Source organism: Vibrio sp. S/42/10 (assembly GCF_029890535.1).
GTDB lineage: Bacteria > Pseudomonadota > Gammaproteobacteria > Enterobacterales > Vibrionaceae > Vibrio > Vibrio cyclitrophicus.
In genome coordinates, this window is record NZ_JAKMZC010000005.1 from 92,495 (window position 1) to 117,013 (window position 24,519).

A 24,519-nucleotide genomic window follows, 5' to 3' on the forward strand; every position below is an offset into this window, starting at 1 on the left:
TTAGACTTCCTCTATATTACCGACGTGCATTTTCAAAGTTCGCTGGCAACGTTGTGCAAGCTTAGGATCATGTGTCACTAAGACTAACGTTGTTCCGTGGGAAGAGTTGAGCTCAAACAACAGCTCGATAATTTTTGCTGCCGTCTGTTGGTCTAGGTTGCCGGTAGGTTCATCGGCAAACAAGATTTTTGGTTTGATCATAAAGGCACGGGCTAAAGCTACTCTTTGTTGCTCGCCGCCAGATAGTTGAGATGGTAAGTGATCGAGCCTGTCTTTTAATCCGACAGACTCTAATAAAGCGGTCGCACGTTCGATGTCTTCGTCTTCACCTTTAAGCAAACAAGGTAGTGTGACATTTTGCAGTGCAGATAAACTTGGGATTAACAAAAAGCTCTGAAATACAAACCCGACAGATTCACTGCGGATTTTTGCTCTAGCTTCATCATCAAGTTGTGATAGAGGCTGACCTAATAAACTGATTTCGCCCATTGTTGGTACATCAAGACCCGCAAGCAAAGTCATTAAGGTCGATTTACCAGCACCGGATGTCCCCACAATCGCCACAGTTTCGCCTTCACGAATATCGATATCGACGTGTTCTAAGATTGTTAAATGTTCTTGATTAGTAGACACTGTCTTGGAAACAGCTTCTGCTTTTATGATGGATGTATGCATGACTCGACTAATTTCCTTTTTATTTTTTATTTTATTTTCAACCGCTTCGTTGGCTCAAAATACTGAGCTAGTTCGAAATCCTACGTTAGCTCCAAGCGCTACTTTATTGATACTTGGCGATAGTTTGAGTGCTGGCTACAACATGGATATCAAACAGAGTTGGCCAAGTTTGCTGCCGGACGCTCTTACGAAGCATGATAAAGCGATTACCGTGGTTAATGGTAGTATCTCTGGTGACACAACAGGCAACGGTTTAGCACGTTTACCGCAGCTACTTGAAGAGCATGCGCCTGACACCGTTCTTATTGAGCTAGGAGCGAATGACGGACTTCGTGGCTTCCCACCTAAGCTTATGTCTGCAAATTTAGACCAAATCATTGAGCAGATAAAAGCCTCGGGCGCCATACCAATCATGATGCAGATAAAAATCCCACCTAACTACGGTAAGCGTTATAACCAACAATTTGAATACGTTTTCACGTCACTTGCTGATCAAAAAAATGTACCGCTTTTGCCATTTTTCCTGGAGCATATCATCCTTAAACCTGAGTGGATGATGAACGATGGATTGCATCCAAAACCTGAAGCTCAACCTTGGATCGCTGAATTTGTCGCCGAAGAATTATATCAGTATCTTTAGGTTTTAATGGTCTAGCTCAATAAATTTTACACAGCTTTACGTTAGCCTGAGTGCATATCGCCGTTAACTGTAAGGTTATTTATGCTGATCGAACCTATTATCAAGGGTGTGGTAGCCAAAAGCGCTCATCCTCTTGGCTGTCAAGAAGCTGTCAAGCAACAAATTAAATTTGTTAAGAGTGCGCCGCAAATCAAAAATGGCCCTAAACGAGTACTGATTCTCGGCGCTTCCTCGGGCTTCGGACTCGCCTCTCGTATCGCCCTTACTTTTGGCGGGGCTAAAGCAGACACCATCGGTGTTTCATTTGAACGTGGTCCTAATGAAAAATCGCTAGGGACCGCCGGTTGGTACAACAACATCTATTTCAAAAAAGAAGCCGAACGTGAACAACGTACTGCGATAAACATCGTTGGAGATGCTTTTTCAAAAGAAACACGTGCACAAGTTGTCGAAGCCATTGAAACTTACTTCGAAGGTGAAGTCGATCTCATTGTATACAGCTTAGCTGCTGGCGTTAGACCTAAACCCGATTCCGATGAATTCTGGCGCTCCGCGATTAAACCTATTGGCGAAAGCGTTACTGGCGCCACCATCTCTCTTCAACATGACAACTGGGTGACCAATACGCTTGAAGCTGCGACGGAAGAAGAAGCCGAAAGTACACTCAAGGTAATGGGCGGAGAAGATTGGGAAAACTGGATAGATGAGCTCATTAACGCAGAATCTATTGCCCCAGGGTGTAAGACAATTGCGTTTTCTTATGTTGGCCCAGAAGTGACACACCCTATTTATCTAGACGGCACTTTAGGTCGTGCCAAGATAGATCTTCACCAAACCAGCCACGCGCTCAACCTTGAGTTGGCAAACTTTGATGGTAACGCTTACGCGACGGTTTGTAAGGCATTGGTGACTAAGGCAAGCGTATTCATTCCAGGATTAAGTCCTTACCTACTTGCTCTGTATAAAGTAATGAAAGAAAAGGAGACACACGAAGGTTGTATCCAGCAGATGCAGCGTCTTTTTAGCAGCAAATTATATGGCCAATCAAAAGTACCACTTGATGGTGAACGCCTGATAAGAATGGATGATTGGGAGTTAGATCCTGAGACACAAGCGCATGTTGCAGAGTTACTTGATGTTATGGATGGAAATAACTTCCAAACCCTGGGTGACTACAAAGGGTTTAAAGAGGAGTTTCTGCAGTTAAATGGATTTGCTCAGCCATCCGTAGACTATAATCAGAAACTTAACACTGAAGATTTTATAAAGTTAAAGCCTTAATTGAAACTTATCTCATTACTGAGACCCAGATTCATATTTGAAAACCTCTGTGAAATTGCAGAGGTTTTTTTCTATAACATTTCTTATACTTAGTTTACGTAAGATTCACAGTTTTTGGTTCATCATAATTGACACAGGATGTGTTGATGCATTTAGCATAATAGACTCGGAGTCATATGAAGAAAATCAAAACTCTAGATTTAGACATCCCAGACGATATGGAGTCTAGTTGGCAAAATATTGTTGACCTTTTAGCTCAAATCACTCAAGTGCCCGCTGCACTCATCATGCGTGTTCACACCAATTACCTTGAAGTATTCTCTACTAGCAGCAGTGAAAACAACCCATATAAGAAAGGCGATACAGAAATATTGGGAAACGGGCTTTATTGTGAAAGCGTTATGGAGTCTCAACAACAGCTCGTTGTGCCCAACGCTTTGGCCGATCCAAAATGGAAAAACAACCCAGATGTCGAGCTCGGCTTAGTTTCTTACTGTGGTATTCCGCTGCTATGGCCTAATGGTGAGCTTTTCGGCACCATATGTATTTTAGATTCTAAAGAAAACCATTACACACCTACCTACATCAAGCTGTTAGAAAGCTTTCGAATCTCTATAGAATCTCAGCTAAAAACCCTGTTTCAACACGCTAAGCTGACTCAAATGAATCGAGACTTGAAAAATCGCGTTTATACTCGAACCAAGGATCTCGCAAGCCTCAACTATTCCTTAAATCAAGAAATTGATAAACGAAAAGCCGCTGAGCAAAAGATCAATTTCCAAAAGAATCATGATTTAGGAACCGGTTTTTTAAACCGCAATGCGTTTGAATCCCGCTTAAACAACAAACTTTCAGCCAAAACAACGCTAACTGGCCGTTCATTCGCTGTCGTCCATATTGGATTTACTAACGGAAGACGCATCCAAGCACGCTATGGTTACAACGCATTAGATCAAGTGCTCGTAGAATATCGACAACGAATCGACAGCATAGCCGATCTTGAGGTATTAACCGCGCGCCCTACTTCGATTGACCTCGTACTTGCGTTCAGTGTTAAAGATTTAGACCATCGCCTTGAAGAGCTTTGTCAAACTTTGGTTAGAGTGGGACATTCCGAGTTCGATATTGAAAACGATAAAATTCACTTACATGCATTTATTGGGATTGCGGTAACGGATAGTGAAGACGATGCGGAAAGTGTATTGCAAAAGTCATCAGAAGCGATGCTTGCTTGTAAAGATTCAGGACAAAAATTTGCTTACTACTCGCAAACCCATGCCGAAGAACAAAGTCACATCAATAAGATTGAGAGTTACCTACTACAGGCCGTTCGTAATGATGACCTCATGCTCTATTTTCAACCCAAAGTCTGTCCATTAACTCATCGCTGGGTTGGTGCAGAGGCTCTACTACGTTGGCGTCACCCAGTTTTGGGAGACATCTCCAACGAAACTTTGATACACATGGCTGAGCAAAACGGTTTGATTTTTGAAGTCGGTAGCTTTGTTCTACGTCATGCGATCGAAAAAGCCAAAGAATGGTCGGAACACGTTCAAGACTTCAAAATGGCTGTTAATGTGTCAGCAGTCCAACTCAAGAACGTCCACTTTGCAGAACAAGTCGTTCACCTATTAGAAACTTACCACCTTGAGCCCTATTTATTAGAACTGGAAGTCACTGAAAGTGGACTGATTGCAGATGAAGTTGTTGCCAAGAATACATTGGAATCACTACACGACATTGGCGTTACATTGTCACTAGATGATTTTGGTACCGGTTACGCATCATTCAGTTACCTTAAGAAATTTCCGTTTGATGTTATTAAGATTGATAAGAGTTTCATCGACCAAATGCTCAACTCAAATGAAGACTCAGAAATTGTCCGATCTATTGTTCAAATAGCCAAAAAGCTCGACTTAAAAGTGACGATTGAAGGAGTAGAATCTGAAGTTCAAGAGAAGTTTATTATTGATGAGGGTTGTGATGTGGCTCAAGGATATCTTTACGGTAGACCAATGCCGAGCCAAGAATTCGAACACAGCTTAATCAATCAAAACTATTTAGGGACAACTTGTTACGCTTAAAGCGAAAAAGATCAGTTAGTTTTGGATTTAGGACTACTTTCTCTTTACTCTAAAGGTGGTGATTTTTATAATCGCCGCCTTTCTGTTTTTATCTTCCCTTTATATAGGCATTCCTCGTTATGGATCAGTTGACTGCAAAGCTTAAAAAGCTCGAAAAACAAAACTTCCGCGCATATCAACAAATTAAAGGTCAATACGACTTTGCTGATTTCGAATTACACATCGACCACGTTCAAGGTGACCCGTATGCATCATCTTCACGTTTTCGCGCAACACGCGCCTGGTCGTTAACAGGGTTAGATTGGCTTAAAGAAAAATCTTATGAATACCAAGTAGCAGCTCGTGATTTTATTGCACGCAGCTTCTCTGAGTTTGCTAAGCAAGAAGCGACGGTCTCTATTGCACTGACAGGTCAAACCGTTTTAGACAATACTGCTGTTGTTTTCACTGATCACGGTATCGAAATTCGTTTTCGTATCAACCTACCTGCTGATGGTCGCAGTATTCTTGCAAAGAAAGCAATTAACATCATTACATTCTATTTGCCTAAGTTTATTCGTCGCGCAACGCTTGAACGCGAACTCAACATTGAAGCGATGATTAAACATTGTGAAGCTGTTGAAGACCAAGACGCATTACGTGCTCAATTAGAAGAAAACAACCTAGCGGCATTCGTTGCAAATGGCAGTGTATTACCTCGTATTGCAGGTAACTGTGACCTGCCAATGAAAGGTGCGGTTCCTTTCCTAGCACCAGAGTCTTTGAGTGTGACGCTAAACACACCAAACCAAGGTGATGTGACAGGCCTAGGTATTCCAAAAGGTATCACACTGATTGTTGGTGGTGGTTTCCATGGTAAATCTACACTATTGAACGCCGTAGAACGTTCTATCTACAACCATATTCCTGGTGATGGTCGTGAAGGCATTGTTACTGCTACGGATACAATGAAGATCCGAGCGGAAGATGGCCGATGCGTACATAACTTGAACTTATCTAACTACATCAACCATTTACCGATGCAAAAAGATACGTCTGATTTTAGTACTCAAGATGCTTCTGGCTCTACATCTCAAGCTGCTTGGTTACAAGAATCGATTGAAGCGGGTGTACAAACGCTCCTTATCGATGAAGATACGTCAGCGACTAATTTCATGATTCGTGACGAGCGTATGCAAGCGCTGGTATCAAAAGGGGCTGAGCCTATCACTCCACTTGTTGACCGTATTGGTCAACTTCGCGAAGAGATGGACATATCAACTATCGTAGTAATGGGTGGTTCTGGCGATTACTTAGATGTGGCAGATACTGTGATTCAAATGCACGACTACCAAGCCGTAGACGTCACTGAAAAAGCTCAAGAAGTGATCGCTCAACATCCTACTCAGCGAACTAACGAATGTGAGACTGCATTAGAAACGTTTGTTCCTCGCTCGTTAAACCGCGCTGCACTAATGAACATTCTTACTGACGGAAAATTCCGAGTTAACGCGAAAGGCAAAGAGTCACTGCGTTTTGGTAAGGAATTTGCAGACCTTTCAGCATTAGAGCAATTAGAGTCGACTTCAGAAGTGAACGCGATTGGTTGGGCTTGGTTCCAGTTTGCACAAACGCCGGGTTGGTCAAACAACCCTGCAAAAGAATTCAACGCAATTCTAAGTGATGAATGGTACGCAAACATGCCGAAATATGGTGACTTAGCAAAACCAAGAATACTCGATGTAATGGCGGCTCTAAACCGTATGCGTAAATCTCAGTTCAAACCTTCGAACTAGATATACCCAACAGCACTAATACATATCTTCGGCTCTCACTCATGAGGGCCATTTTTTCGCGTGTATTCTCTAAATTTCTCGTGGATCCCCGTCTAATTTAATTCAGTTTTCTTTATTGCATTCGTAATATCAGACAATCTTGTAAATAATGACACAGCTTTTACAAAGCCATGGTGATATTCAGATAAAGTCCTGCCTCGACAAATGTAACTAAATGTAACTGACTGAGGTTTTGATGAACCACAAACGCGTAAAAATGCGTGATCATAAAAGCGAAGTAAATTTATTCAGAAATCGTGTCATCGTGGCATTTCTCGGGATTGTGATCTTCACCCTCGTCTTGATTGGAAATCTTTATAGACTCCAAGTCCAAAATTTTGAGAGCTACCAAACTCGCGCCGATGGTAATCGAATCAAAGTACTGCCAATCGCTCCGACTCGTGGGCTGATATACGACCGCAATGGTGTGCTATTGGCTGAAAACCAACTCGTCTATGATTTGACAATGATTCCTGAACAAACGGATGACGTTGAGTTGATGATCGAAAAGCTCAATAAGTTTATTCCTCTAAATGAGGAACAAATCGCTCGTTTCACAAAGCGCTTTAAGAACACTCGCCGTTTTAAGTCGGTAACAATACTGGAAAACCTCACAGAAGAAGAAATCGCTAAGTTTTCTGTTCATCAATATCAATTTCCGGGTTTATCCATCAATACCAGCCTAAAACGTTTTTACCCTAGCGGTGAAATACTAACTCATGTTTTAGGGTATGTTGCTCATATCAATGATAGCGATCTAAAAAAGCTAGAAGAACAAGGTAAAGACGCTAACTATCAAGCCACTACCACCATAGGTAAACTCGGCGTGGAGCGATATTACGAAGACTTACTCCACGGACAAAAAGGTTATCAAGAAGTTGAAGTCAATAGCCGTGGTCGTGTTGTGAGAACAATCCAATACGTCCCCCCCGTCGCAGGTAAAGACATCGTTCTCAACATCGATATCGAGTTACAAAAGTACGTGTTCGAGCAACTCGAAAATCGCACTGGTAGTGCTGTGATTCTTGATCCGAAAGACAACAGCGTTTTAGCGATGGCATCCAGTCCTAGTTATGACCCAAATCTGTTTGTTGATGGTATATCGAGTAAAAACTATCAAGTATTACTGAACGATCCTGCTCATCCCTTGGTGAATCGCACAACGTTAGGCGTGTACCCGCCCGCCTCTACAGTTAAACCATTTATGGCCGTTGCTGGGCTACAAGAGCATGTCATTTCAGAAAATACCGTTCGTAATGATCATGGTATATGGCGAATTCCAGGTTCTAAATCCAATTCGAAAGCATGGCGAGATTGGAAGCGTTGGGGACATGGTCCTGTCGATGTGACACAAGCGATTGAAGAATCGGTTGATTCATTCTTTTATCAAACCGCTTTTGATCTGGGCATCGATCGTATTTCAACTTGGATGAATCGCTTTGGCTTTGGCAAACCAACAGGAATTGATATCTATGAAGAGAGTAACGCCAATATGCCGACACGTGAGTGGAAAATGATGCGCTATCGTACGCCTTGGTATCAAGGTGATACAGTTCCAATCGGTATTGGCCAGGGCTACTGGACTTCTACACCTCTACAATTAGCTAAAGCAACGTCAGTTTTGGTTAATCACGGTAAAGTCATGCCTCCCCATATTTTACGAGCAACGTTAGATCACGGAGAAGATTTTGACACGCAACAACTTGTTAAATCTGATTCAATGCCGTCTATCACTGAGGTGCCAGATAATATATGGGATGTGCCGATCAACGCAATGCGACTCGTAAACCACGGTAGTAGAGGCAGCGGCAGACGTGCATTTAAGGGAACTAATTATACTAGTGGTGGGAAATCAGGGACGGCACAGGTGTTTGATCTGGCGAAGGATCAAGTTTACAACTCTAAAAAGCTCGCAACGCACCTACTCGACCACGCTCTTTACACAGCCTTTGCACCTTATGAACACCCTGAATATGTCGCAACTGTTGTAATTGAACATGGTAACGGTGGTTCAAAAGTAGGTGCGCCTTATATCCGCAAAGTTCTGGATTATGCTTTTGAGCATAAAAGTGGTCAGAACAAAGATCACTCCTAGTACTAACACATAAAATAGCACCAACACATAACGTATGTTAAAGCACATAGACGTAATGACGACAAAGCCCTACTTGTTTCACTCACTAGGTAGGGCCTTCTATTTTGGGCTTCAAATCAACTAGGTATCAAAAAGTTACGTTCGATTACGAGCTTCGCAATACATGCCACGCTTCACAGAGCGTTTGAAATTTTGCCGTGTTGCCTTCGTCTCTGTCTGGATGCCATCTCAACGCCAGTTGTCTCCATCGTTTTCTAATCTCATGGTGAGTGGCGTCTAAAGGTAACTCAAATAAGCTCAACGCTCGGTTTCGATCCATATCGAGCTCATCACCACCAACAAACTTCCTGTATCGAGTCCAAAATTCGTTCAACAGCCTTTTGACTTCGCCTTCATCAGCTTCATAGTTAACCCAGTTAATGTAGTAGTCTCTAAGTGGGTCTTGATGATCGATGCAGTGACTGCTTTCGTGATAACGACCATTCATCAATTCGATATCCATCGCTTGGACTTGCAGCCAGCTATCAGGGTGTAAGGTTTCTTGAAGCTGATAAAGCGCATTCATGATGAGGAAGTTCTTTTTGAACAACTCTTTCTCAGCCACAGCATCTAACACTGGAACAAGCCCAAGGTCATTGAGGTGCGCTGCTAGTGTATGCACTTTCCAGCCACTTGGCTTATGTTTGAGTACTTCCATAATTGGCCAAAGCAAAGGGTTTTCCATATGAGCTTGGAAACTACAGCTTATGTCTTGATTGCTCGATGTATTTAGCTTGTCTAGCATAATGAATGGGCCCGTGGCCAAGTACCTGAAGTTCTTTAATTGAAAGCGATTTATGGAAATTTGTCGAGTTTCAAATAAAAAAAATTCAAACAGTTAAACGTATATAAGCAAAAGGACCAGCATTACGCTGGCCCTTTAGAGAATAAAACTTATTTAATTAGATAACGCCAAGCTCTCGTAGACGTTCCATTAAATATTCATTCGCAGTGTATTTTTCTGATAATACCACTTCTGGTTTCGGGTGTAAGAATAGCGGAAGAGAGATACGTGACTTCTCTTGGCGCTCGCCCGATGGGTTAATCACGCGATGTGTCGTTGATGGGAAGTAACCTCCTGACGCTTCTTGAAGCATGTCGCCGATGTTGATGATCATGTTACCGAAGTCACATGGAACATCTAACCACTCGTCATTTTGAGCTTTAACTTGAAGGCCCGGCTCGTTTGCAGCAGGAAGAACAGTCAGTAGGTTGATATCTTCGTGTGCTGCTGCACGGATAGCGCCTGGCTCTTCGTCACCTTGCATTGGTGGGTAGTGAAGTACGCGAAGTAATGTTTGCTCGCTACCGTTAATCATTTCAGACAGAGCAATTGAAAATTTCTCTTGTACTTCTTTAGGAGCATGCGCTTCAACCCAACCCAATAGCTCTTGAGCAAAAGTGTTAGCACGTTGGTAGTAATCTAGAATCTGTTCTTTCAACTGATCAGGAATCTGACCCCAAGGGTATACGTGAAAGTACTCTTTGATATCTTTTACAGTGTGGCCCTTTGCAACTTCAGACACTGAAGGTGGAAAATATCCATCTTGTGTTTCAACATTAAAGTGGAAGTTCTCTTTCTCTTCAGAGATGAAAAATTGGTACCAGTTTTCGTAAATAGACTCAACAAGCTCTTTCGGAATTGGGTGGTTTTTTAGTACGCCAAATCCAGTTTCACGTAGAGAGCGAACAAATTGTTCTGCTGCGTCGTCAGCAAGATAATCGACAGTTTCCAGTTTCATGACTTTCTTTCTTGTTATGTAGTGATTGAGAGATTTTATGGTTCGCTTTGTTGTAAATCAAACTTTTGTGAAACTCTCGCAATCGTTTGTCTAGATACTGGGCTACAACACTAATTTTCAACAAATTTGGTAATACACCCCAATTGAACAGTGTTCAAAACTGTGTAACTATTAATGAAACTTATATTGGGATCTGATGATGACAACTACACCACTTGTTCAAAATAGACCTTTACTTACGTTAACCGCCTTCTATTTGGTTATCTTTCTATTCTCTGCATTTTCGCCTTCTTCGAGAGCTGTGTGGATAGCGGAAATTGTACCTGCATTATGTATTCTCGTTGGTATTTGGTGGCTTTCGACTAAGCTTACTTTCTCAAAAACGTCTTATGCTCTAATGTTTATCTGGCTTATCTTGCATACGATTGGCGCGAAATATACTTTCGCAGAAGTGCCATTTGATTGGTTCAATAACATGATAGGTTCTGAACGTAACAACTTTGACCGCGTGGCGCACTTCTCTATTGGTCTTTATGCTTACCCACTCGCTGAGTACTTGATTCGTAAAAAGCTGGCTCAACCGATATTGGCCTGTTTCTTTGCGCTATTTGCGATCATGAGTGTGGCTGCAGGTTATGAAATTATAGAGTGGTGGTACGCGGAGATTGCAGGTGGTGATGAAGGTATCTCGTTCCTTGGTTCACAAGGTGATATTTGGGATGCACAGAAAGACATGCTGTGTGATACCACGGGTGCAATTGTTTCACTACTGCTTCTTAAGCTTCAAGGGATTGTCAGAGCTTATTGAGCTCAATCTTTTATTCTGAGTATCAAAAGCAACGTTGAAATGCCAAACACAAACAGTGTTTTGGCATTTTTAGTGGGTCATCATACTTGGTATTTGATAATGACTGTTTATTTCATTGTGACCTTTCCACCAACAAATTTGTAAGCAGGCGTCCCTCGAACCAAGGTGTCTCGCGCAAATTCAACCCCGCATTCAGGGCACACACATGGCTCTGTCGTGAAGTCTTCAACAATACGCTCCTTAAAACACTTCACGAGTGCACCTTTGCCACCTTTGCGATACTTAAAAAGTTGCGTTTTACATTTCGCACAGAAAATGTGAACCGTTTTGATCGGTTGTTTCTTATTTGGTTTAGCCATAGAAGTTAATGATTCAACTCTTTATTTCTTAAGTTTAGGTGCGACAAGAACCAAGCTGATCCCAAGTAAAATAACCGTAGATGAAACAACAAACTGCATGGTTACTGGTTCAGATAGTAATAATACGCCTCCAAGCGTTGCTATTACTGGCACAGAAAGCTGCGCGATCGACGCAACCACAGTATTGAGCTTTTTCACGACGTAATACCACACGCTATAACCCACTCCCGAAGCAACAGAACCTGACATAACCGCGTAAATCATGCCTTGTTCGGTGATAGATATTTGAGGTAACACGCTAGGTAGAACAACAAATATACTTAACACTACGATAATGGCTAGTGAACCGAATGCAAAATTGGCAGTCGTTGATTGAAGAGCGTCTGTGGATTTTTTACCTGCTAACGTGTAAATACCCCACGCGATTCCTGCTAATGACATCAATACAATAGAGAGCAAATCTGGTGAACGAGCAGATCCTGTCGGCATCAATAAGTAAGCGAGACCTGCGACAGACAATAGACATCCCCCCCACTCAAGTGATGACATTCTATTTCCTGACAACAAGTGTGCCGCAATCATAGTAAATTGCACAGCGACAAAGAGCACGAGAGCACCAAGCCCGGCTCCAAGTTCCAAGTAAGCAAACGAGAAACCAAACATATAAACGAGCAGCGACAATATTGAAGTCAATTGAAATTGAGACCTAAGCTTTGTGAGAGCGGATGCACTTGTTTTTGACTCCACAAGCTTAGGTTCAGATGTCGATTTAGATTGGGAAGATAAGGTTAATAAAATCAGAAGTGTCGCCGCACCAGACAAGATACGCACGATCGAAAAACTCAAAGGATCAATCGTTTGATCCATTAATGCCCAGCGACACAAGACTGAATTGGCAGCAAAGGCCACCAGCGTAATAAGTGTGATCATCGCAGTTTGCATTGTTTTGTCCTAATTGCATTTTCTAGTATTTCAATCAACTTCAGGCTTAACCCAAACTTGGCTAAAGTCGAACCAACCAAGTGCATTGCACTTGGCATTTTGCAGCGTACCGCATTGATCTTTATTAACACCTAACCAGCAATGGAACATAGGTATCAATTGATTACTTTGTACGAGTTGTTTACCAAGTTGTCTTGCAGGGAATTGCTCAAATTCACCGGACCGCCAACGATCAATCATATGACACCACTGGTCAAAATCGTCCGCTGGGCTAGATTCATCGAGAAAACTGTAATCCATCAACCAACCCGCCAACGCATCGTCTCGATTATTAGCAATACCCATTGGGTTGATCCAAATATCAACGTCATCGGCATGTGGTGGTTCTGTTTTGTAACCGTGAAGTTCAACATCAACATTGTATTGCTTTAATACTGTGACAATCGCTTTTGCTAACGTTGGAAACATTGGATGCTGGCATTGGTACGCCAGTCTTATAGTCGGTTTACTGTTTGCTGGTGGACAAACTGGAGTCTTCAATTTGATGTCATACCAACCAGGCTTGATTCCATATGCGTGAAGTACGCCCAGGTCTATGACAGTTTCTTTGGGAATATGCACAAACAGATCAGCCGCATTCAAGGTGTTCGATAAAAACTCTGCCCACGCCGGATCTTTTGCAATCCCCTTTTTTCTGTTCAGTAACAAATACGTACAACCAGGATCAAGTTCAACTTCATCACTGTCGCCACGGTCTGCCATCACAGGCTTAGAAAGACTTGGATAAACCATTGATGAATACGCCTCATCGACAACCCAAACTTCAACACGGTCTATCAGAGGCCTAAAACCAAAGTATCCATTAAAAGCATTTAACACGAGTTGCTTTTCGTCGTTCTTCTCTACGCGATACGGGCCGGTGCCGATAGGTCTAATATCATAATCTTCGCCACGTAAAGTCATCGGTAACGTGACTTTAGCAACCGATTCAGTGAGAGCGAGGGGGAAATGCCTATCCGGACGCGTTAAAAAAACATCGACGACGCAATTTGCTGGCGATGAGACATCTTTAATATGAGAGAACATATTGAGCGGCTCAAGTTGTAAAAGCGTATCCACTACATGATTAGTTAATAGCGGTTCTCCGTTATGAAAGCGGACCCCCGGTCTCAAGAAAAATCGCCATTGATAGTCATTTATTTTTTGCCAAGAGTGAGCTAAATCCGGCTGTAGTTGATCATTTTCGTCTAGGCGGGTTAAACCACTAAAAACCTGACAAGCAATGTGTTGTTCAGAACGGCGCATTGATTTGGTAGGGTTGAGCATTGATAGTGGACGATAATAAGGTAAACGTATGACCTGTTCACCCTCTTGATACTGTACACCTAAATAGTTCTGTATAACTTGAGTGAGTTTTGCAGCATTGTGGTCGAGCACTGAAAGTGCCTGTCCAATTTTGCCTTCTTGTAAATAGCGCGTAGCTAAGTTTTCGCTTACATCACAACGATTCTGCTTAAAGATAAGTTGAGATAATTTACCCCGCCCCGCAGCAGGTAACCACTCTACCCACCCTTCTTCTTCGAGCTTGTTGAGAACCATTCGGGCATTTCGGCGCGTACAACAAAGGACATCTGTGATGTCGTCTAACTGAACATCAGAATCTTTACCGTCAAAATGTTCAAATAGAGTTTCAAATTGAACACGAAGTCTTGGGCTACTCATAAAGAGGAAAACTTATTCAAAGGATATTGAATTCAGTTTCCCTATTTTACGAGTCAAAATCAATCGAACTTATGATTTATTACGAAGAGATTATGAATGTGAGTCGGTTTAGTATCCTTAACAGAAAGCGAAAGGTTTGAATAAACGCTGTCATAGCCAGTAATTACATCACATCGCAGCCAATTTCATTGGCGATGTCACGGAGCTGTTGTTCATTGTCTAATTTAATCGACCATTTACATTCTGAACCGTTGGCAGAAATAACGTTTGCCCCTTTTCCGATCAGTTGAATCGCATCAACTTGCGCTTGCAGTGTGACTCTATGCTCACCATTCAGACGAACAACTAGCTCATGTGCTGTTGCGATGACTTTTCCACTTTTAAACGTTATGACCATGGATTTCTCTAACTAAAATAAACAGTTTATATGAGGTTAATAAGCTGAGGATGGATTGATTCCTGTCCCCAGCCTTTCTTATCGAATTAACGTTTGTGCTTCTTCACTGCAATAGTTAGCCGGCTTGTACAGACTAAGCGTTGACGCTCATCAGTAATGTTTATCTGCCATACTTGGGTAGACACGCCAAGGTGAATAGGCTCGGCAGTGCCGATAACATGGCCCTCACGCATTGAACGAACGTGGTTGGCATTAATGTCTAATCCAACGCAATAGTAACCATCAGGAACGCAGAAGTTTGCTGCGAGTGAACCTAGCGTTTCGGCTAAAACTACCGATGCACCGCCATGAAGCATGCCCAGCGGTTGGTGCGTAAAGTGACAAACCGGCATCGTCGCCACTAAAGAACGATCGTTAACTTCAGTGTAAACAATGTCGAGGTGCTCAATTAAGGTATTCTTTGAGGTCGCGTTGAAAATATCGAGGTCAACGGGCTTTTTCCAGATCGTCATGTTGGGTCCTTAATTATTGATTTTGCTATCGCGTGAGCCGCTTTTTTTGTCTTAAAGCTATAAGTTATCTTACAACTATTAGTTATTACGCAAGTTGATGTTAACATGCATAAAAACCGAATATACAGAGGATATTGTATGACGTCATGGATGAAGTTTGCCTCGCTTCTCACACTTGCAGGCCTAACCGCATGTAGCGCTTCTCCGACAGGAAGAAACCAATTGCTGCTTTTTTCAGATCAAGACATGTCTCAGCTTGGAGCACAGTCTTTTGAACAAATGAAGAAAGAACAACCAATCAGTAACGATGCAAAAACCAACGCGTACGTTCAATGTGTAGCGAACAGTATTACTCAACACATTCCTAAACAAGGCTTTAGTGAATGGGAAGTCGTTGTTTTTGATAGCGACCAAGTGAACGCCTTTGCGCTACCTGGCGGAAAAATTGGCGTATACACGGGTTTGCTCAATGTTGCGGTTAACCAAGACCAATTGGCGACAGTTATCGGCCACGAAGTTGCACACGTATTAGCGGATCACAGTAATGAGCGTCTTTCTCAGTCTCAAATAGCTAATACAGGTTTATCTATCACTAGCGTCGCCTTGGGAGCTTCGGAGTACAAACAGTACCAAGGGATGACGATGGCAGCCCTAGGTTTAGGAGTTCAATACGGTGTTATTCTACCTTATGGCCGAACTCAAGAGTCAGAAGCCGATGTCGTAGGTTTAGAGTATATGGCTCAGGCTGGCTTCGATCCTAACCAGAGCGTCGACTTGTGGCAAAACATGGCAAAAGCATCAGGTGGAAGTCAACCGCCAGAACTGTTGTCTACGCACCCTTCTCACAGCACGCGTATCAAGGATCTGCAAGCAACCATCAAAACGTTACCTCAGTCTGGTGCCACGAAACCAAATTGCAAAGCATAATTTACCCATCAGTAACATGGCTTAATACAAAAGCGCCCTATCCATTTTGGTTAGGGCGTTTTTGTTGGTTTCATGAGCTATTCGAACTGGTTCAACTCACAGATTAAGTGCCTAGAATTTGTAACGGAAGGCTTAGTAGTTCATCACCTGTTGACGCGAAATACCAAATAACGCCAATCAAGCTACTCACCAAACCAACATACCAGACGAATGACACTACTTGTCCATACCTATCTAACGGCAGCAAGTGACTGTGATGACGCCCTTTCCATTCGAACAGAATCTCAACACTACCCATAATTAATAGGAAACCAAACAGGGTTAAGTTCAATTGGTAACTCAACACGACACCTGCAACGGCGGCTGCGACACAGAGTACAATACCCAACACGCTGTTCATCGAAAAGCTGATACTTTTCAACACGTGGCCGCCATCAAGAGGCAAGATCGGTAGCAGATTGAATAAGTTTAACAAGGCATTAAATACTGCAAGCCCGGCAAAGAACATCTCACCAGTTGCCCAATACAACACCATAAATACCAACGACAATATCAACCCAAACAGTGGTCCCATAATCGAGATCACCACGTCTTGCCAGCGTGTATTAATCTTTTCGTCAGAGAGCGCCAAGCCACCGAGGAATGGTATTAAATAGATGCCTTTAGTCTTCATACCAAAGTACTTCATCGCTCTGATATGACCATATTCATGAAACATTAGACAAGCGATCAAGGCCAAAGCGAACTGAATAGAAAACAACCATGAATAAGCCGCTAAACTTGCAGAGGCTAAAACTACTTTAATCAACTTAGCGCTTTTGAGCGCTTTCATACCAAGTGATACTAAACCGATTAAGCTAAAACGCTTCTCTGGTTTAGGTGCTACAACGGGTGTTTGTTGCTCGATATCTTTAGTATTACGAGTGCCTTCAGTAATGGTTTGGCCATTAACTGACGCTTTATACGTCATCTCAAACGGTTGCCATTGAACCAAGGCTTCAACGTGACACTGCAACGTATCTTCACCAGCACGTAGCGTAAATGTATGAATTCGAGCGTTATCTAACTCCGTAGTTGCATCAAGTTGCGACACTAACGTATTGTCCCAAAATAATTGCTGCCATCCTGCCATTGACCCTTCTAAACGAAGTGGCTTCCCAAGAAATTCTACAGCGAGTAATTCCAAATTTAAATTCCAATCTAATGACTTTCAAAACGAATCAACATTATGCCGATTTAGTGATAAACGGTAAACATAAACAAAACTGTTACATATTGAGCAATTGGACACTATTTATGCCGATAGTGCGCATAAACATTCTGGTCACACCTCCAACCACGAATAAATCATTGATTTTATACATATTATTGATGTTAAAGTCCCGCTCCCTAAAAATATAACTTCACAAAATGACAACTCATTCTTTGACTTTACATGAAACATGAATTTAACATGTTATTTACATTAGAGCATCGTTCACAAGAATGCTCCCTGTGTTTTCAACAATAAGAATGAGATTTGATGCCCTAGGAGGGTCAAGGATGAAAACAATACAACGCTCTCTCGTTTCACTTTCTGTGCTATTTGCATGTAACTCACTTGCGGCTGGTTTCCAAGTTGCTGAGCACTCTGCCTCAGGTCTTGGTCGCGCATTTTCAGGTGAAGGCGCGGTAGCGGACAACGCAAGTGTACTAGCGAGAAACCCCGCCGCGATGACCCTATTTGATACAGCCCAATTTTCAGGCGCGGTTTCTATCGTTGATCCAGAGGTAAATATTACTCAAAACAACGTCCCAGGTTCTGGTGGTCAAAGTCAAACTTCAAAAGATGTGGCCCCTCTCCAGGTTGTTCCAGCAGCTTACTACATCAGCCCGATTAACGATAAGTGGGCTTGGGGTATTGGCATGTTTTCAAATTACGGAGTTGCAACTGACTATCCTGACGATATATATGCAGGAGACTTGGCGGGTGATACTTCTCTTGTGTCTGTGAGCCTTAACCCAAATGTAGCTTACAAAATTAATGATCAGTTCAGCATCGGTGGTGGTGTAAACCTAGTTTACGCTGAAGCTGAATTAAATCGTCACCAAGGTTCTATTTCAAATATTACGGGGGATCCAGCTTCTACAAAACTGATCAGCATGACCGGTGAAACATTCGCTTTTGGTTGGAACGTGGGAGGTTTATACGAACTGAACGAAAATAACCGATTTTCTATCGCTTATCGTTCAGAGGTAGATCTTGACTTTGACGATGGCGACTTTACTGATTATACAGGCGGCATAGTACAAGGTAACGCGACAACGACAACAGGTCGCCTTAAAATCACCTTGCCTTCAATTATAGAAATCTCAGCTTTCCATCAACTCACAGACCAATGGGCTATTCATTACGGATGGCAACAAACTGGTTGGAGCAGCTTTAAAGAGCTTAAAGCAACAAGCCCAGATTGTACCAATGGGGAGTGTTTCAAAAAAACAGAGCATTACGATGACAACAACCGATACTCGCTAGGTGCTACTTATCAGTTGAATAAACAATGGACATTAAGAGCAGGTTTGGCTTATGACGAACAAGCTGGTGAAGCTACGTTGAGTATCCCAGACAGTGACCGTTACTGGTACAGCGCTGGCTTTACTTACCAATACAGCCCTGACCTTTCTATCGACGCCGGCTTCGCACTTGTACAAAGTAAAGATGGTGACTTCACTGAGACTAATCAGCTAGGTCAAAAACTTGAGTTCTCTGGTGATGCCGTAGCTTACTTATCTGCAATTCAAATGAACTACACCTTCAACTAAACGGACTATAAACATGAAAAAGTTATTTAATATTTCGCTGCTTGCTTCAGCAATGTTTCTTGCCGGTTGTGGTGATGACACATCTAGCTCCGGGGCTTCAACAACAATTCAATATGAGCAATATATTCAAGATTCACTTGCACGAGCAACGAACATCAAGTTTCAACTAACCGGTGCTGATATTGCTGTTCCTCTTCCTAGCTTCGCATTAATGGATGCAACCGATGGGACACTTGGTTTACCGACTGGTGATGATGACTCATTAACTAACCCTATCGCAGCAATGAATACAATGGATGGCTGGTCAACTTCAATGCCAATCATCATGGATTTTGAAGGTACTGGCTTAGCTGACGGTGTAGCTACTGGCGGGGTTTACCTATTAAAGCTTAGCGACTCACTCACCTCTGAGACGGCACCAACTGTTACTGGCGTATTGGAACAAGGCACTCATTTTAATGTTCTGTCTAGTGCTTCAACCGACACCTTTACGATAGTTTTCAACGATTCACTCGCTGCTTCGAGCGAATACGTGTTGGCGCTATCAAATGAACTCACGGATGTTAATGGTGATCCTGTTGGCATGTCGGCAAGTTATGCTGCACTAAAATCTAGTGCGGTAACGTATACTGAAGGTAGCCTAGCTCAAGCACAACAAGTCACTCAAGGTGTTGAAAAGATCTTCGCCGGAGCGACTGCAGCAGGTGCGATTAACCTTGATACTGAAAACATCATTTACTCTACGTGGTTTACTACAGAGTCTGTCGGCGATTCTCTTTTCGCTACCAAAGCGGCTACAGCAACTGGATTGGCCTCAGCAAATCTTAATGGTGTCTGGAAAGGCGGTGCGAACCCTAACTCTGTTGACCTGACAACAGCTTATGTGATGCAATTTGGCACTACAGAACTGTTCACAACAGCTTTAGCAAACGATACTGACTTTGATAAGTATGTTGCAGGTAACGATGCAACAACGATCGCAACCCTTAAAGGCGCGATTAATGGATTGTATGGCGCTACTGACAACGTTGATGTAACCCAAGGTTTTGTTCAATTACCCTATTATCTAGAAACTAGTGCTACTGAATGGAACTCACAGCCATTCGAATCGGGCATGCCTAGCTTAGCAAAAATTTCAAGTGCTTTAAGTCATAGTGCCGAGCAAGCAAATATGGCTACTCAGTTAGCTGCTGCTGGTATCGACACAAGCATATTAGCGACAGAGCAAACCGAACAACTAAAGTTAATCGGATTAAACTTAACGATGGCCGATGGTTCTCCACTTGATAGCGAAAGAGTTATTACGAAATACTCTCCAGTTCCTCAAGTTAAATCATTAGAATCTGTCGAATTCTTGCTATTTACGCCTAATGGTACAGATCCTACTGATATAGTCATTTACCAACACGGTATCACCTCTGCAAAAGAAAATGCTTACGCGTTCGCTTACAACCTAGCGAGAGCTGGAGTTGCTGTCTTAGCTATTGACTTACCAATACACGGTACTCGTAGTTTGGATGACCAACGTTCTGCAAATGCCGATGTCTTAGCTTATTTAAATCTTACTAACTTGCCTGTAGCGCGTGATAACGTTCGTCAAAGTGCACTAGATATTATGGGTTTGAGAACTTCATTAACAGCATCTTTGAAAGCTGGTTTACTTACTAGTTCACCTTTGAAGGGATTTAACATAGCTACTGGCTCACAAGTTAAGTTTCTAGGTCATTCGTTAGGAGGTATTGTCGGAACGACAGCTGTTGCGTCTTCTAACCGTACGTTAGGTAGTACAACTGCTGATGCTCTTTATTCATTCAGCGCTGCTGCTATCGAAAACTCTGGTGGCCAAATATCTAACCTTCTGTTGGGTTCACCTTTCTTTGGCCCACAAGTTAAGCACAACGTAGCCTTGGGGGCTTCGACAGAGTACGCAAGCTATGCGGCTGCTAGCTGTACAAACAGCTCGGATAAACTGTGCTACGAAATGTTTGAAGGCAGTGCAACCACAGCACAACTGGCAACAATGGCCGCAGCATTCCAACAGTTCGCGTATGCAGCTCAAACCGTGTTAGATACTATTGACCCTTACACAAATGCTGATTACTTGTTGGATGCTACTACTCCTATGCCAATCTACATGGGTCAAGTGCAAGGTGACGAAACAGTACCAAACACCGTTGCGAATGCTCCTTTTGCTGGAACAACACCGCTTGCTACAAAACTTGGCTTAACAGTTGTAGATGCAAGCAATACAATGCCAAACGGTACTAGCGACTTTGTTAAATTTGGCAAAGATGCTGTTCACAGCACATTCGTGGCACCGCAAGATGATACTACGCCTCTACCATTAGATTTAAACCATCACGTAAGTATGCAGACGCAAGCTGTAGACTTCTTAATAGATAATGCTTTAACTGCAGCGTCTATTACTGGTTCCGTATTGGAATAACAACGAGTTTTAAATGAAACCAATGCCAGCTTAACCGCTGGCATTTTTGTATCTGTCGTTCGAACAATCTCCCTCGTTAACCGTTTGCATAGAACCTTAAAACACAAATGGTTGATCTCAGCTAAAATTAATCAAGACAGAATACCGTACGACCTCTTTCTTTATTGTAAATAAAGTGGATAATAGCCTCGTAATTTAATACCTAATAAATGTGAGTCCATTATGTCTTCTGAAGCTACTATGCTAGAACGCTGCCAATCTAAATGTGAACTATGTGGTTCTGATTCTTCTCTTACTGCATACGCAGTGCCGCCACACAGCCACGTAACAGTGGATCACGGCATCATGGTATGTGATAAATGCCTTGGTGAGATTGACGATCCTAAAGACATCAACCACTGGCGTTGCCTAAGCGACAGCATGTGGAGCCAAGAAGCGCCAGTTCAAGTAATGGCGTGGCGTCAACTAACACGTCTGAACTCTGAAAGCTGGGCTCAAGACGCGCTAGATATGATGTACCTTGAAGAAGAAACATCAGTTTGGGCACAAATCGGTATGTCTGCTGATGACAAGCCTCTTGATGTGAACGGCGTTGAACTAAAAAAAGGTGACGACGTAACAGTAATTAAAGATCTGCCAATCAAAGGTACTAACCAAGTGATTAAGCAAGGTACTGTTATCCGTGGTATCAGCGTTGGTGACGATCCTAAGCTTGTTTCTGGTAAAACAAACGGCGGTCAATCAATGTACGTAATCGCTGAGTTCTGCCGTAAAAAGTAATTATTCTTTTAGCTGAACAAAATCTAAAAAGGCGCTAATGAATAATTAGCGCCTTTTTTATTAGAAAAAATCAAACCGATTTAGTAGTTCTAGAAACCACTGCCTATATTAAAGTAGATAGCGCGTTCTTCATGGCTTTGCGCGTAGTCCATACCAAGGTGTAAACCATAACGTCTCGCAATTTGATATCTGAAGCCCACTCCACCCGCATTCACCTTGTTACTTTGATCAGCTCGCTCCGTTGCTTTTCCTGAACCATAGAAGCCTGATACTTTCCAACGATGATTGATACTGTAACTCAGCTGCCCTTGAAGGGTTTCAACTTCATCCCCTTGATAGCGAAATGAAGACACACCTCTTAATTCAACATAGGGCTTAGCTGTGGGAGACACAAATCCATCACCTTGCTCATAATTTTGATAGTTACCCGCTAACCCAAGTGTCCACTTTTCTGACACTGGAATGTAACCTTCCCCTTCAATATTTAAGTTTCGATAGTTTGAATCACTACCAATCACCTCGTCAAATACCATGTAGTCTGCAGAAAATCGATATCCTTTTGTTGGATAAAACAAATTGTTCCTTGTATCGAACTCAGCTTCAATACCTAAACCAGATGTCACTGATTCAGTGCCTAGGGTAAACTCCATGAGTTTGTCGACCAAACGATTATCAGATTCAACTTTAGACTTGGCGAATAACTATTTCAAACCTATCATCCAAGGTGTATCACCGATTCTAAATTGCACCTTTTGTGAAAGTACCGCGACCGACGTTGATGTGCCAAATTTCAAGTCTAATTCTTTGCCACCAAAAGAAAGTTGCTTATATAAATCGATATTCGCAACACCGAAACCACCGCCACCGGTATAACGAATTGAATCATTCATCCATGAACGTCTGTGGCCACCAAAAACAAACCAGGTTTCATTTTCTGTTCCTAAAGCACCAACAACACTCATCGCAGATGGAACAAGTTGCGCACCACCATCAATAGCCTTTAACGCTGCTTCTTTACGGATTCGTTTTTCTTCTTCGCCCTCGTGTAAAAACAACCCAGCAACACCACCACCATAACCAACCGCAGGCTCGGTAATTAGTATAGGTATAGGTAAAAACCCCGTTGCATTTTCTGCAATGTGATGTCCCATATCAAATTGACTATCAACAGGATCATAAAACGATGCAAAGGAAGGTGTTATCGTAAGCAAAGAGCAAGAAAAAAGAGCAAAGCCGCCGCAGCGATTCATAAGATTGGCCTCAATAAAAAGGCCGGGTAATTACCCGACCGAAAGTTTGCTTCCTTGAAATAAACATAGAAATTAAACACTTATTGCCAATAAAGGGGGTCCTTAATCGACTGGGTTAGAGTAGGTCAAACTGTGGCATTGCCCTACTCTCATATGGAGGATCTAGCCCTACAAAATCAAATCATTCTAAAGATGACAAATACGAAAAAGGCTCATATAAATGAGCCTCTGTGAACAAGTAAACTGTGTTATTGGTTCATTAATCTCGCTTTAGCAATCGCTCTACGTTTTCTTTGATAACTGATAATACTGATGACTTAACTTCGCTAATTTGTTTAGAATGAGGGCACCATAGTGCAAAGCCAAATTTAAATCCTTGTTCCATTTCAGATGATTGTATAGGTTCGATGTCGTAATGCGAAAATTCAGAATGAGCGAACGTTTTTGGTAGAAGTGCCCATCCTAGACCTGCTTCAACCATTTTGATAACTAGCGCTAATTGGTCGACTTCTTCATTGTCAGAACTAACGGTTATTTTTTCGGACATTCCTTCTTCAATGAAGGATTTTAAGACAAACTGCTTCGCATTTCTTAGCGCTAAAAGTACATCTTCTTTTGCCAAAGATGAAAACTCACCATTTTTTTGAACGAAAGGAAAAAATTCTATATGGCCTAAAAAGGTGGCATCAAAACTGTGTATTCCACGACTGTCATGCACGTTGACCAATCCAAAATGATACTCACCGCTCTGAAGGCCTTGCTTAATGTCTTTTTTATTTCGTACAAGAAAATTCACTCGCATCATCGGGAAATCACGACGCAACTTCTTTCGAATATCCACAAGGATTTGATGAGGTATCACACTTGAATAAGCAAAAGTAATGTTTTCCAAACCGCCATAAGACAAGCTCAAGGCTACCTTGTCGAAAGTGCGTGCTTGTTCAATCGTTTGCTTAGCATAGTGATAGAGATGGTGCCCATCTTCTGTTGGCTTAACCGATCTTCCAACCCTTTCAAATAGACTTACCGCGAGTTGGTCTTCAAGGTTAGTAATAACCTGGCCGATTGTTGTTCTGTGCTTGTTAAGCTTAACCGCAGCCTTGCTAAAAGACAGTTGGTCATAGACAGTCACAAACGCGAGAAGTTGTTCAATGCTGAAATTCATTTTGTTGTGCTTACTTTTAGTTGTTATGTATTTAAATTA

The 24,519-nt window shown here is 42.3% G+C and carries 20 protein-coding genes and 1 pseudogene; 10 read left to right on the top strand and 11 right to left on the bottom strand.

From position 1 onward, the window contains the following. Positions 1 to 675, bottom strand: coding sequence for an ABC transporter ATP-binding protein (locus tag L8S15_RS07765; protein ID WP_016788252.1), 675 nt, complete (start codon positions 673 to 675; stop codon positions 1 to 3). Here L8S15_RS07765 and L8S15_RS07770 point away from each other — a divergent pair. From L8S15_RS07770 to mrdA, 5 genes are all read left to right on the top strand, one after another. Then, positions 674 to 1,315: an arylesterase gene (locus L8S15_RS07770; RefSeq protein ID WP_016788251.1), complete on the top strand. Its 642-nt coding sequence runs from the start codon at positions 674 to 676 to the stop codon at positions 1,313 to 1,315. The two genes, L8S15_RS07765 and L8S15_RS07770, sit on opposite strands and share 2 nt — an antisense overlap. An 81-nt stretch (positions 1,316 to 1,396) precedes the next feature. Then, complete coding sequence (gene fabV, locus L8S15_RS07775; protein ID WP_016794766.1) at positions 1,397 to 2,596, top strand: enoyl-ACP reductase FabV; 1,200 nt, start codon at positions 1,397 to 1,399, stop codon at positions 2,594 to 2,596. Between the two features lie 176 nt (positions 2,597 to 2,772). After that, on the top strand, positions 2,773 to 4,680 hold the full coding sequence (locus tag L8S15_RS07780) for a GGDEF and EAL domain-containing protein (RefSeq protein ID WP_280572405.1): 1,908 nt from the start codon (positions 2,773 to 2,775) through the stop codon (positions 4,678 to 4,680). A 119-nt stretch (positions 4,681 to 4,799) separates the two neighbouring features. Then, positions 4,800 to 6,455, top strand: coding sequence for an ABC-ATPase domain-containing protein (locus tag L8S15_RS07785; RefSeq protein WP_010429631.1), 1,656 nt, complete (start codon positions 4,800 to 4,802; stop codon positions 6,453 to 6,455). Between the two features lie 235 nt (positions 6,456 to 6,690). Next, positions 6,691 to 8,589 carry a penicillin-binding protein 2 gene (gene mrdA / locus L8S15_RS07790; RefSeq protein ID WP_010429629.1) on the top strand — a complete coding sequence of 633 codons (1,899 nt, stop codon included), beginning with the start codon at positions 6,691 to 6,693 and terminating at the stop codon, positions 8,587 to 8,589. Positions 8,590 to 8,734: 145 nt separating this feature from the next. Here mrdA and L8S15_RS07795 read toward each other — a convergent pair whose 3' ends face one another. Next, entirely contained in the window at positions 8,735 to 9,373 is a 639-nt protein-coding gene (locus L8S15_RS07795) for a DNA-J related domain-containing protein (RefSeq protein WP_016767430.1), read from the bottom strand. A gap of 157 nt (positions 9,374 to 9,530) precedes the next feature. After that, the gene (locus L8S15_RS07800; protein WP_016785231.1) at positions 9,531 to 10,370 is read right to left on the bottom strand and encodes a 2OG-Fe(II) oxygenase family protein; all 840 of its coding nucleotides are present in this window, start codon (positions 10,368 to 10,370) and stop codon (positions 9,531 to 9,533) included. Positions 10,371 to 10,569: 199 nt separating this feature from the next. Here L8S15_RS07800 and L8S15_RS07805 point away from each other — a divergent pair, with 199 nt between their 5' ends. Further along, complete coding sequence (locus L8S15_RS07805) at positions 10,570 to 11,178, top strand: DUF2238 domain-containing protein (RefSeq protein ID WP_016785230.1); 609 nt, start codon at positions 10,570 to 10,572, stop codon at positions 11,176 to 11,178. 107 nt (positions 11,179 to 11,285) lie between these two features. Here L8S15_RS07805 and L8S15_RS07810 read toward each other — a convergent pair whose 3' ends face one another. From L8S15_RS07810 to L8S15_RS07830, 5 genes are all read right to left on the bottom strand, one after another. Then, on the bottom strand, positions 11,286 to 11,537 hold the full coding sequence (locus L8S15_RS07810; RefSeq protein WP_016789834.1) for a hypothetical protein: 252 nt from the start codon (positions 11,535 to 11,537) through the stop codon (positions 11,286 to 11,288). 21 nt (positions 11,538 to 11,558) lie between these two features. Beyond that, positions 11,559 to 12,479 (bottom strand): DMT family transporter, encoded by a 921-nt coding sequence (locus L8S15_RS07815; protein ID WP_016788246.1) that lies wholly within the window; start codon positions 12,477 to 12,479, stop codon positions 11,559 to 11,561. A 30-nt stretch (positions 12,480 to 12,509) separates the two neighbouring features. Further along, positions 12,510 to 14,201, bottom strand: a complete 1,692-nt coding sequence (locus L8S15_RS07820; RefSeq protein ID WP_010429613.1) for an SgrR family transcriptional regulator — start codon at positions 14,199 to 14,201, stop codon at positions 12,510 to 12,512. Positions 14,202 to 14,364: 163 nt separating this feature from the next. Continuing rightward, a complete protein-coding gene (locus L8S15_RS07825; protein WP_010429612.1) occupies positions 14,365 to 14,598 on the bottom strand; it encodes a DUF3389 domain-containing protein in 234 nt (77 codons plus the stop codon). 86 nt (positions 14,599 to 14,684) lie between these two features. Then, complete coding sequence (locus L8S15_RS07830) at positions 14,685 to 15,110, bottom strand: hotdog fold thioesterase (protein WP_010429610.1); 426 nt, start codon at positions 15,108 to 15,110, stop codon at positions 14,685 to 14,687. A gap of 138 nt (positions 15,111 to 15,248) precedes the next feature. On the opposite strand from L8S15_RS07830, the gene L8S15_RS07835 reads away from it, so the two are divergent. Then, complete coding sequence (locus tag L8S15_RS07835) at positions 15,249 to 16,037, top strand: M48 family metallopeptidase (protein WP_102392807.1); 789 nt, start codon at positions 15,249 to 15,251, stop codon at positions 16,035 to 16,037. Between the two features lie 103 nt (positions 16,038 to 16,140). Here the strand turns inward: L8S15_RS07835 and L8S15_RS07840 are convergent, their stop codons facing one another. Further along, complete coding sequence (locus L8S15_RS07840; RefSeq protein WP_010429606.1) at positions 16,141 to 17,223, bottom strand: site-2 protease family protein; 1,083 nt, start codon at positions 17,221 to 17,223, stop codon at positions 16,141 to 16,143. A 356-nt stretch (positions 17,224 to 17,579) separates the two neighbouring features. Here L8S15_RS07840 and L8S15_RS07845 point away from each other — a divergent pair, with 356 nt between their 5' ends. The 3 genes from L8S15_RS07845 to L8S15_RS07855 all read left to right on the top strand — a co-directional run bounded on the left by L8S15_RS07845 (position 17,580) and on the right by L8S15_RS07855 (position 22,065). Beyond that, a complete protein-coding gene (locus L8S15_RS07845; protein ID WP_016767434.1) occupies positions 17,580 to 18,839 on the top strand; it encodes a porin in 1,260 nt (419 codons plus the stop codon). Between the two features lie 13 nt (positions 18,840 to 18,852). After that, on the top strand, positions 18,853 to 21,285 hold the full coding sequence (locus L8S15_RS07850) for a VolA/Pla-1 family phospholipase (RefSeq protein ID WP_280572419.1): 2,433 nt from the start codon (positions 18,853 to 18,855) through the stop codon (positions 21,283 to 21,285). Between the two features lie 222 nt (positions 21,286 to 21,507). Beyond that, positions 21,508 to 22,065 carry a PhnA domain-containing protein gene (locus tag L8S15_RS07855; protein ID WP_004730927.1) on the top strand — a complete coding sequence of 186 codons (558 nt, stop codon included), beginning with the start codon at positions 21,508 to 21,510 and terminating at the stop codon, positions 22,063 to 22,065. An 89-nt stretch (positions 22,066 to 22,154) separates the two neighbouring features. Here the strand turns inward: L8S15_RS07855 and L8S15_RS07860 are convergent. Further along, positions 22,155 to 23,315, bottom strand: a pseudogene (locus tag L8S15_RS07860) (BamA/TamA family outer membrane protein). Between the two features lie 259 nt (positions 23,316 to 23,574). Then, entirely contained in the window at positions 23,575 to 24,480 is a 906-nt protein-coding gene (locus tag L8S15_RS07865) for a LysR family transcriptional regulator (protein WP_016767437.1), read from the bottom strand. Positions 24,481 to 24,519: the final 39 nt, after the last annotated feature.

What these genes read in the sequence shown, in the direction of transcription:
- L8S15_RS07770 (WP_016788251.1), top strand. Translation starts at nt 674, where the DNA reads ATGACTCGACTAATTTCCTTTTTATTTTTTATTTTATTTTCAACCGCT.
- L8S15_RS07765 (WP_016788252.1), bottom strand. Translation starts at nt 675, where the DNA reads ATGCATACATCCATCATAAAAGCAGAAGCTGTTTCCAAGACAGTGTCT.
- fabV (WP_016794766.1), top strand. Translation starts at nt 1,397, where the DNA reads ATGCTGATCGAACCTATTATCAAGGGTGTGGTAGCCAAAAGCGCTCAT.
- L8S15_RS07780 (WP_280572405.1), top strand. Translation starts at nt 2,773, where the DNA reads ATGAAGAAAATCAAAACTCTAGATTTAGACATCCCAGACGATATGGAG.
- L8S15_RS07785 (WP_010429631.1), top strand. Translation starts at nt 4,800, where the DNA reads ATGGATCAGTTGACTGCAAAGCTTAAAAAGCTCGAAAAACAAAACTTC.
- mrdA (WP_010429629.1), top strand. Translation starts at nt 6,691, where the DNA reads ATGAACCACAAACGCGTAAAAATGCGTGATCATAAAAGCGAAGTAAAT.
- L8S15_RS07795 (WP_016767430.1), bottom strand. Translation starts at nt 9,373, where the DNA reads ATGCTAGACAAGCTAAATACATCGAGCAATCAAGACATAAGCTGTAGT.
- L8S15_RS07800 (WP_016785231.1), bottom strand. Translation starts at nt 10,370, where the DNA reads ATGAAACTGGAAACTGTCGATTATCTTGCTGACGACGCAGCAGAACAA.
- L8S15_RS07805 (WP_016785230.1), top strand. Translation starts at nt 10,570, where the DNA reads ATGACAACTACACCACTTGTTCAAAATAGACCTTTACTTACGTTAACC.
- L8S15_RS07810 (WP_016789834.1), bottom strand. Translation starts at nt 11,537, where the DNA reads ATGGCTAAACCAAATAAGAAACAACCGATCAAAACGGTTCACATTTTC.
- L8S15_RS07815 (WP_016788246.1), bottom strand. Translation starts at nt 12,479, where the DNA reads ATGCAAACTGCGATGATCACACTTATTACGCTGGTGGCCTTTGCTGCC.
- L8S15_RS07820 (WP_010429613.1), bottom strand. Translation starts at nt 14,201, where the DNA reads ATGAGTAGCCCAAGACTTCGTGTTCAATTTGAAACTCTATTTGAACAT.
- L8S15_RS07825 (WP_010429612.1), bottom strand. Translation starts at nt 14,598, where the DNA reads ATGGTCATAACGTTTAAAAGTGGAAAAGTCATCGCAACAGCACATGAG.
- L8S15_RS07830 (WP_010429610.1), bottom strand. Translation starts at nt 15,110, where the DNA reads ATGACGATCTGGAAAAAGCCCGTTGACCTCGATATTTTCAACGCGACC.
- L8S15_RS07835 (WP_102392807.1), top strand. Translation starts at nt 15,249, where the DNA reads ATGACGTCATGGATGAAGTTTGCCTCGCTTCTCACACTTGCAGGCCTA.
- L8S15_RS07845 (WP_016767434.1), top strand. Translation starts at nt 17,580, where the DNA reads ATGAAAACAATACAACGCTCTCTCGTTTCACTTTCTGTGCTATTTGCA.
- L8S15_RS07850 (WP_280572419.1), top strand. Translation starts at nt 18,853, where the DNA reads ATGAAAAAGTTATTTAATATTTCGCTGCTTGCTTCAGCAATGTTTCTT.
- L8S15_RS07855 (WP_004730927.1), top strand. Translation starts at nt 21,508, where the DNA reads ATGTCTTCTGAAGCTACTATGCTAGAACGCTGCCAATCTAAATGTGAA.
- L8S15_RS07865 (WP_016767437.1), bottom strand. Translation starts at nt 24,480, where the DNA reads ATGAATTTCAGCATTGAACAACTTCTCGCGTTTGTGACTGTCTATGAC.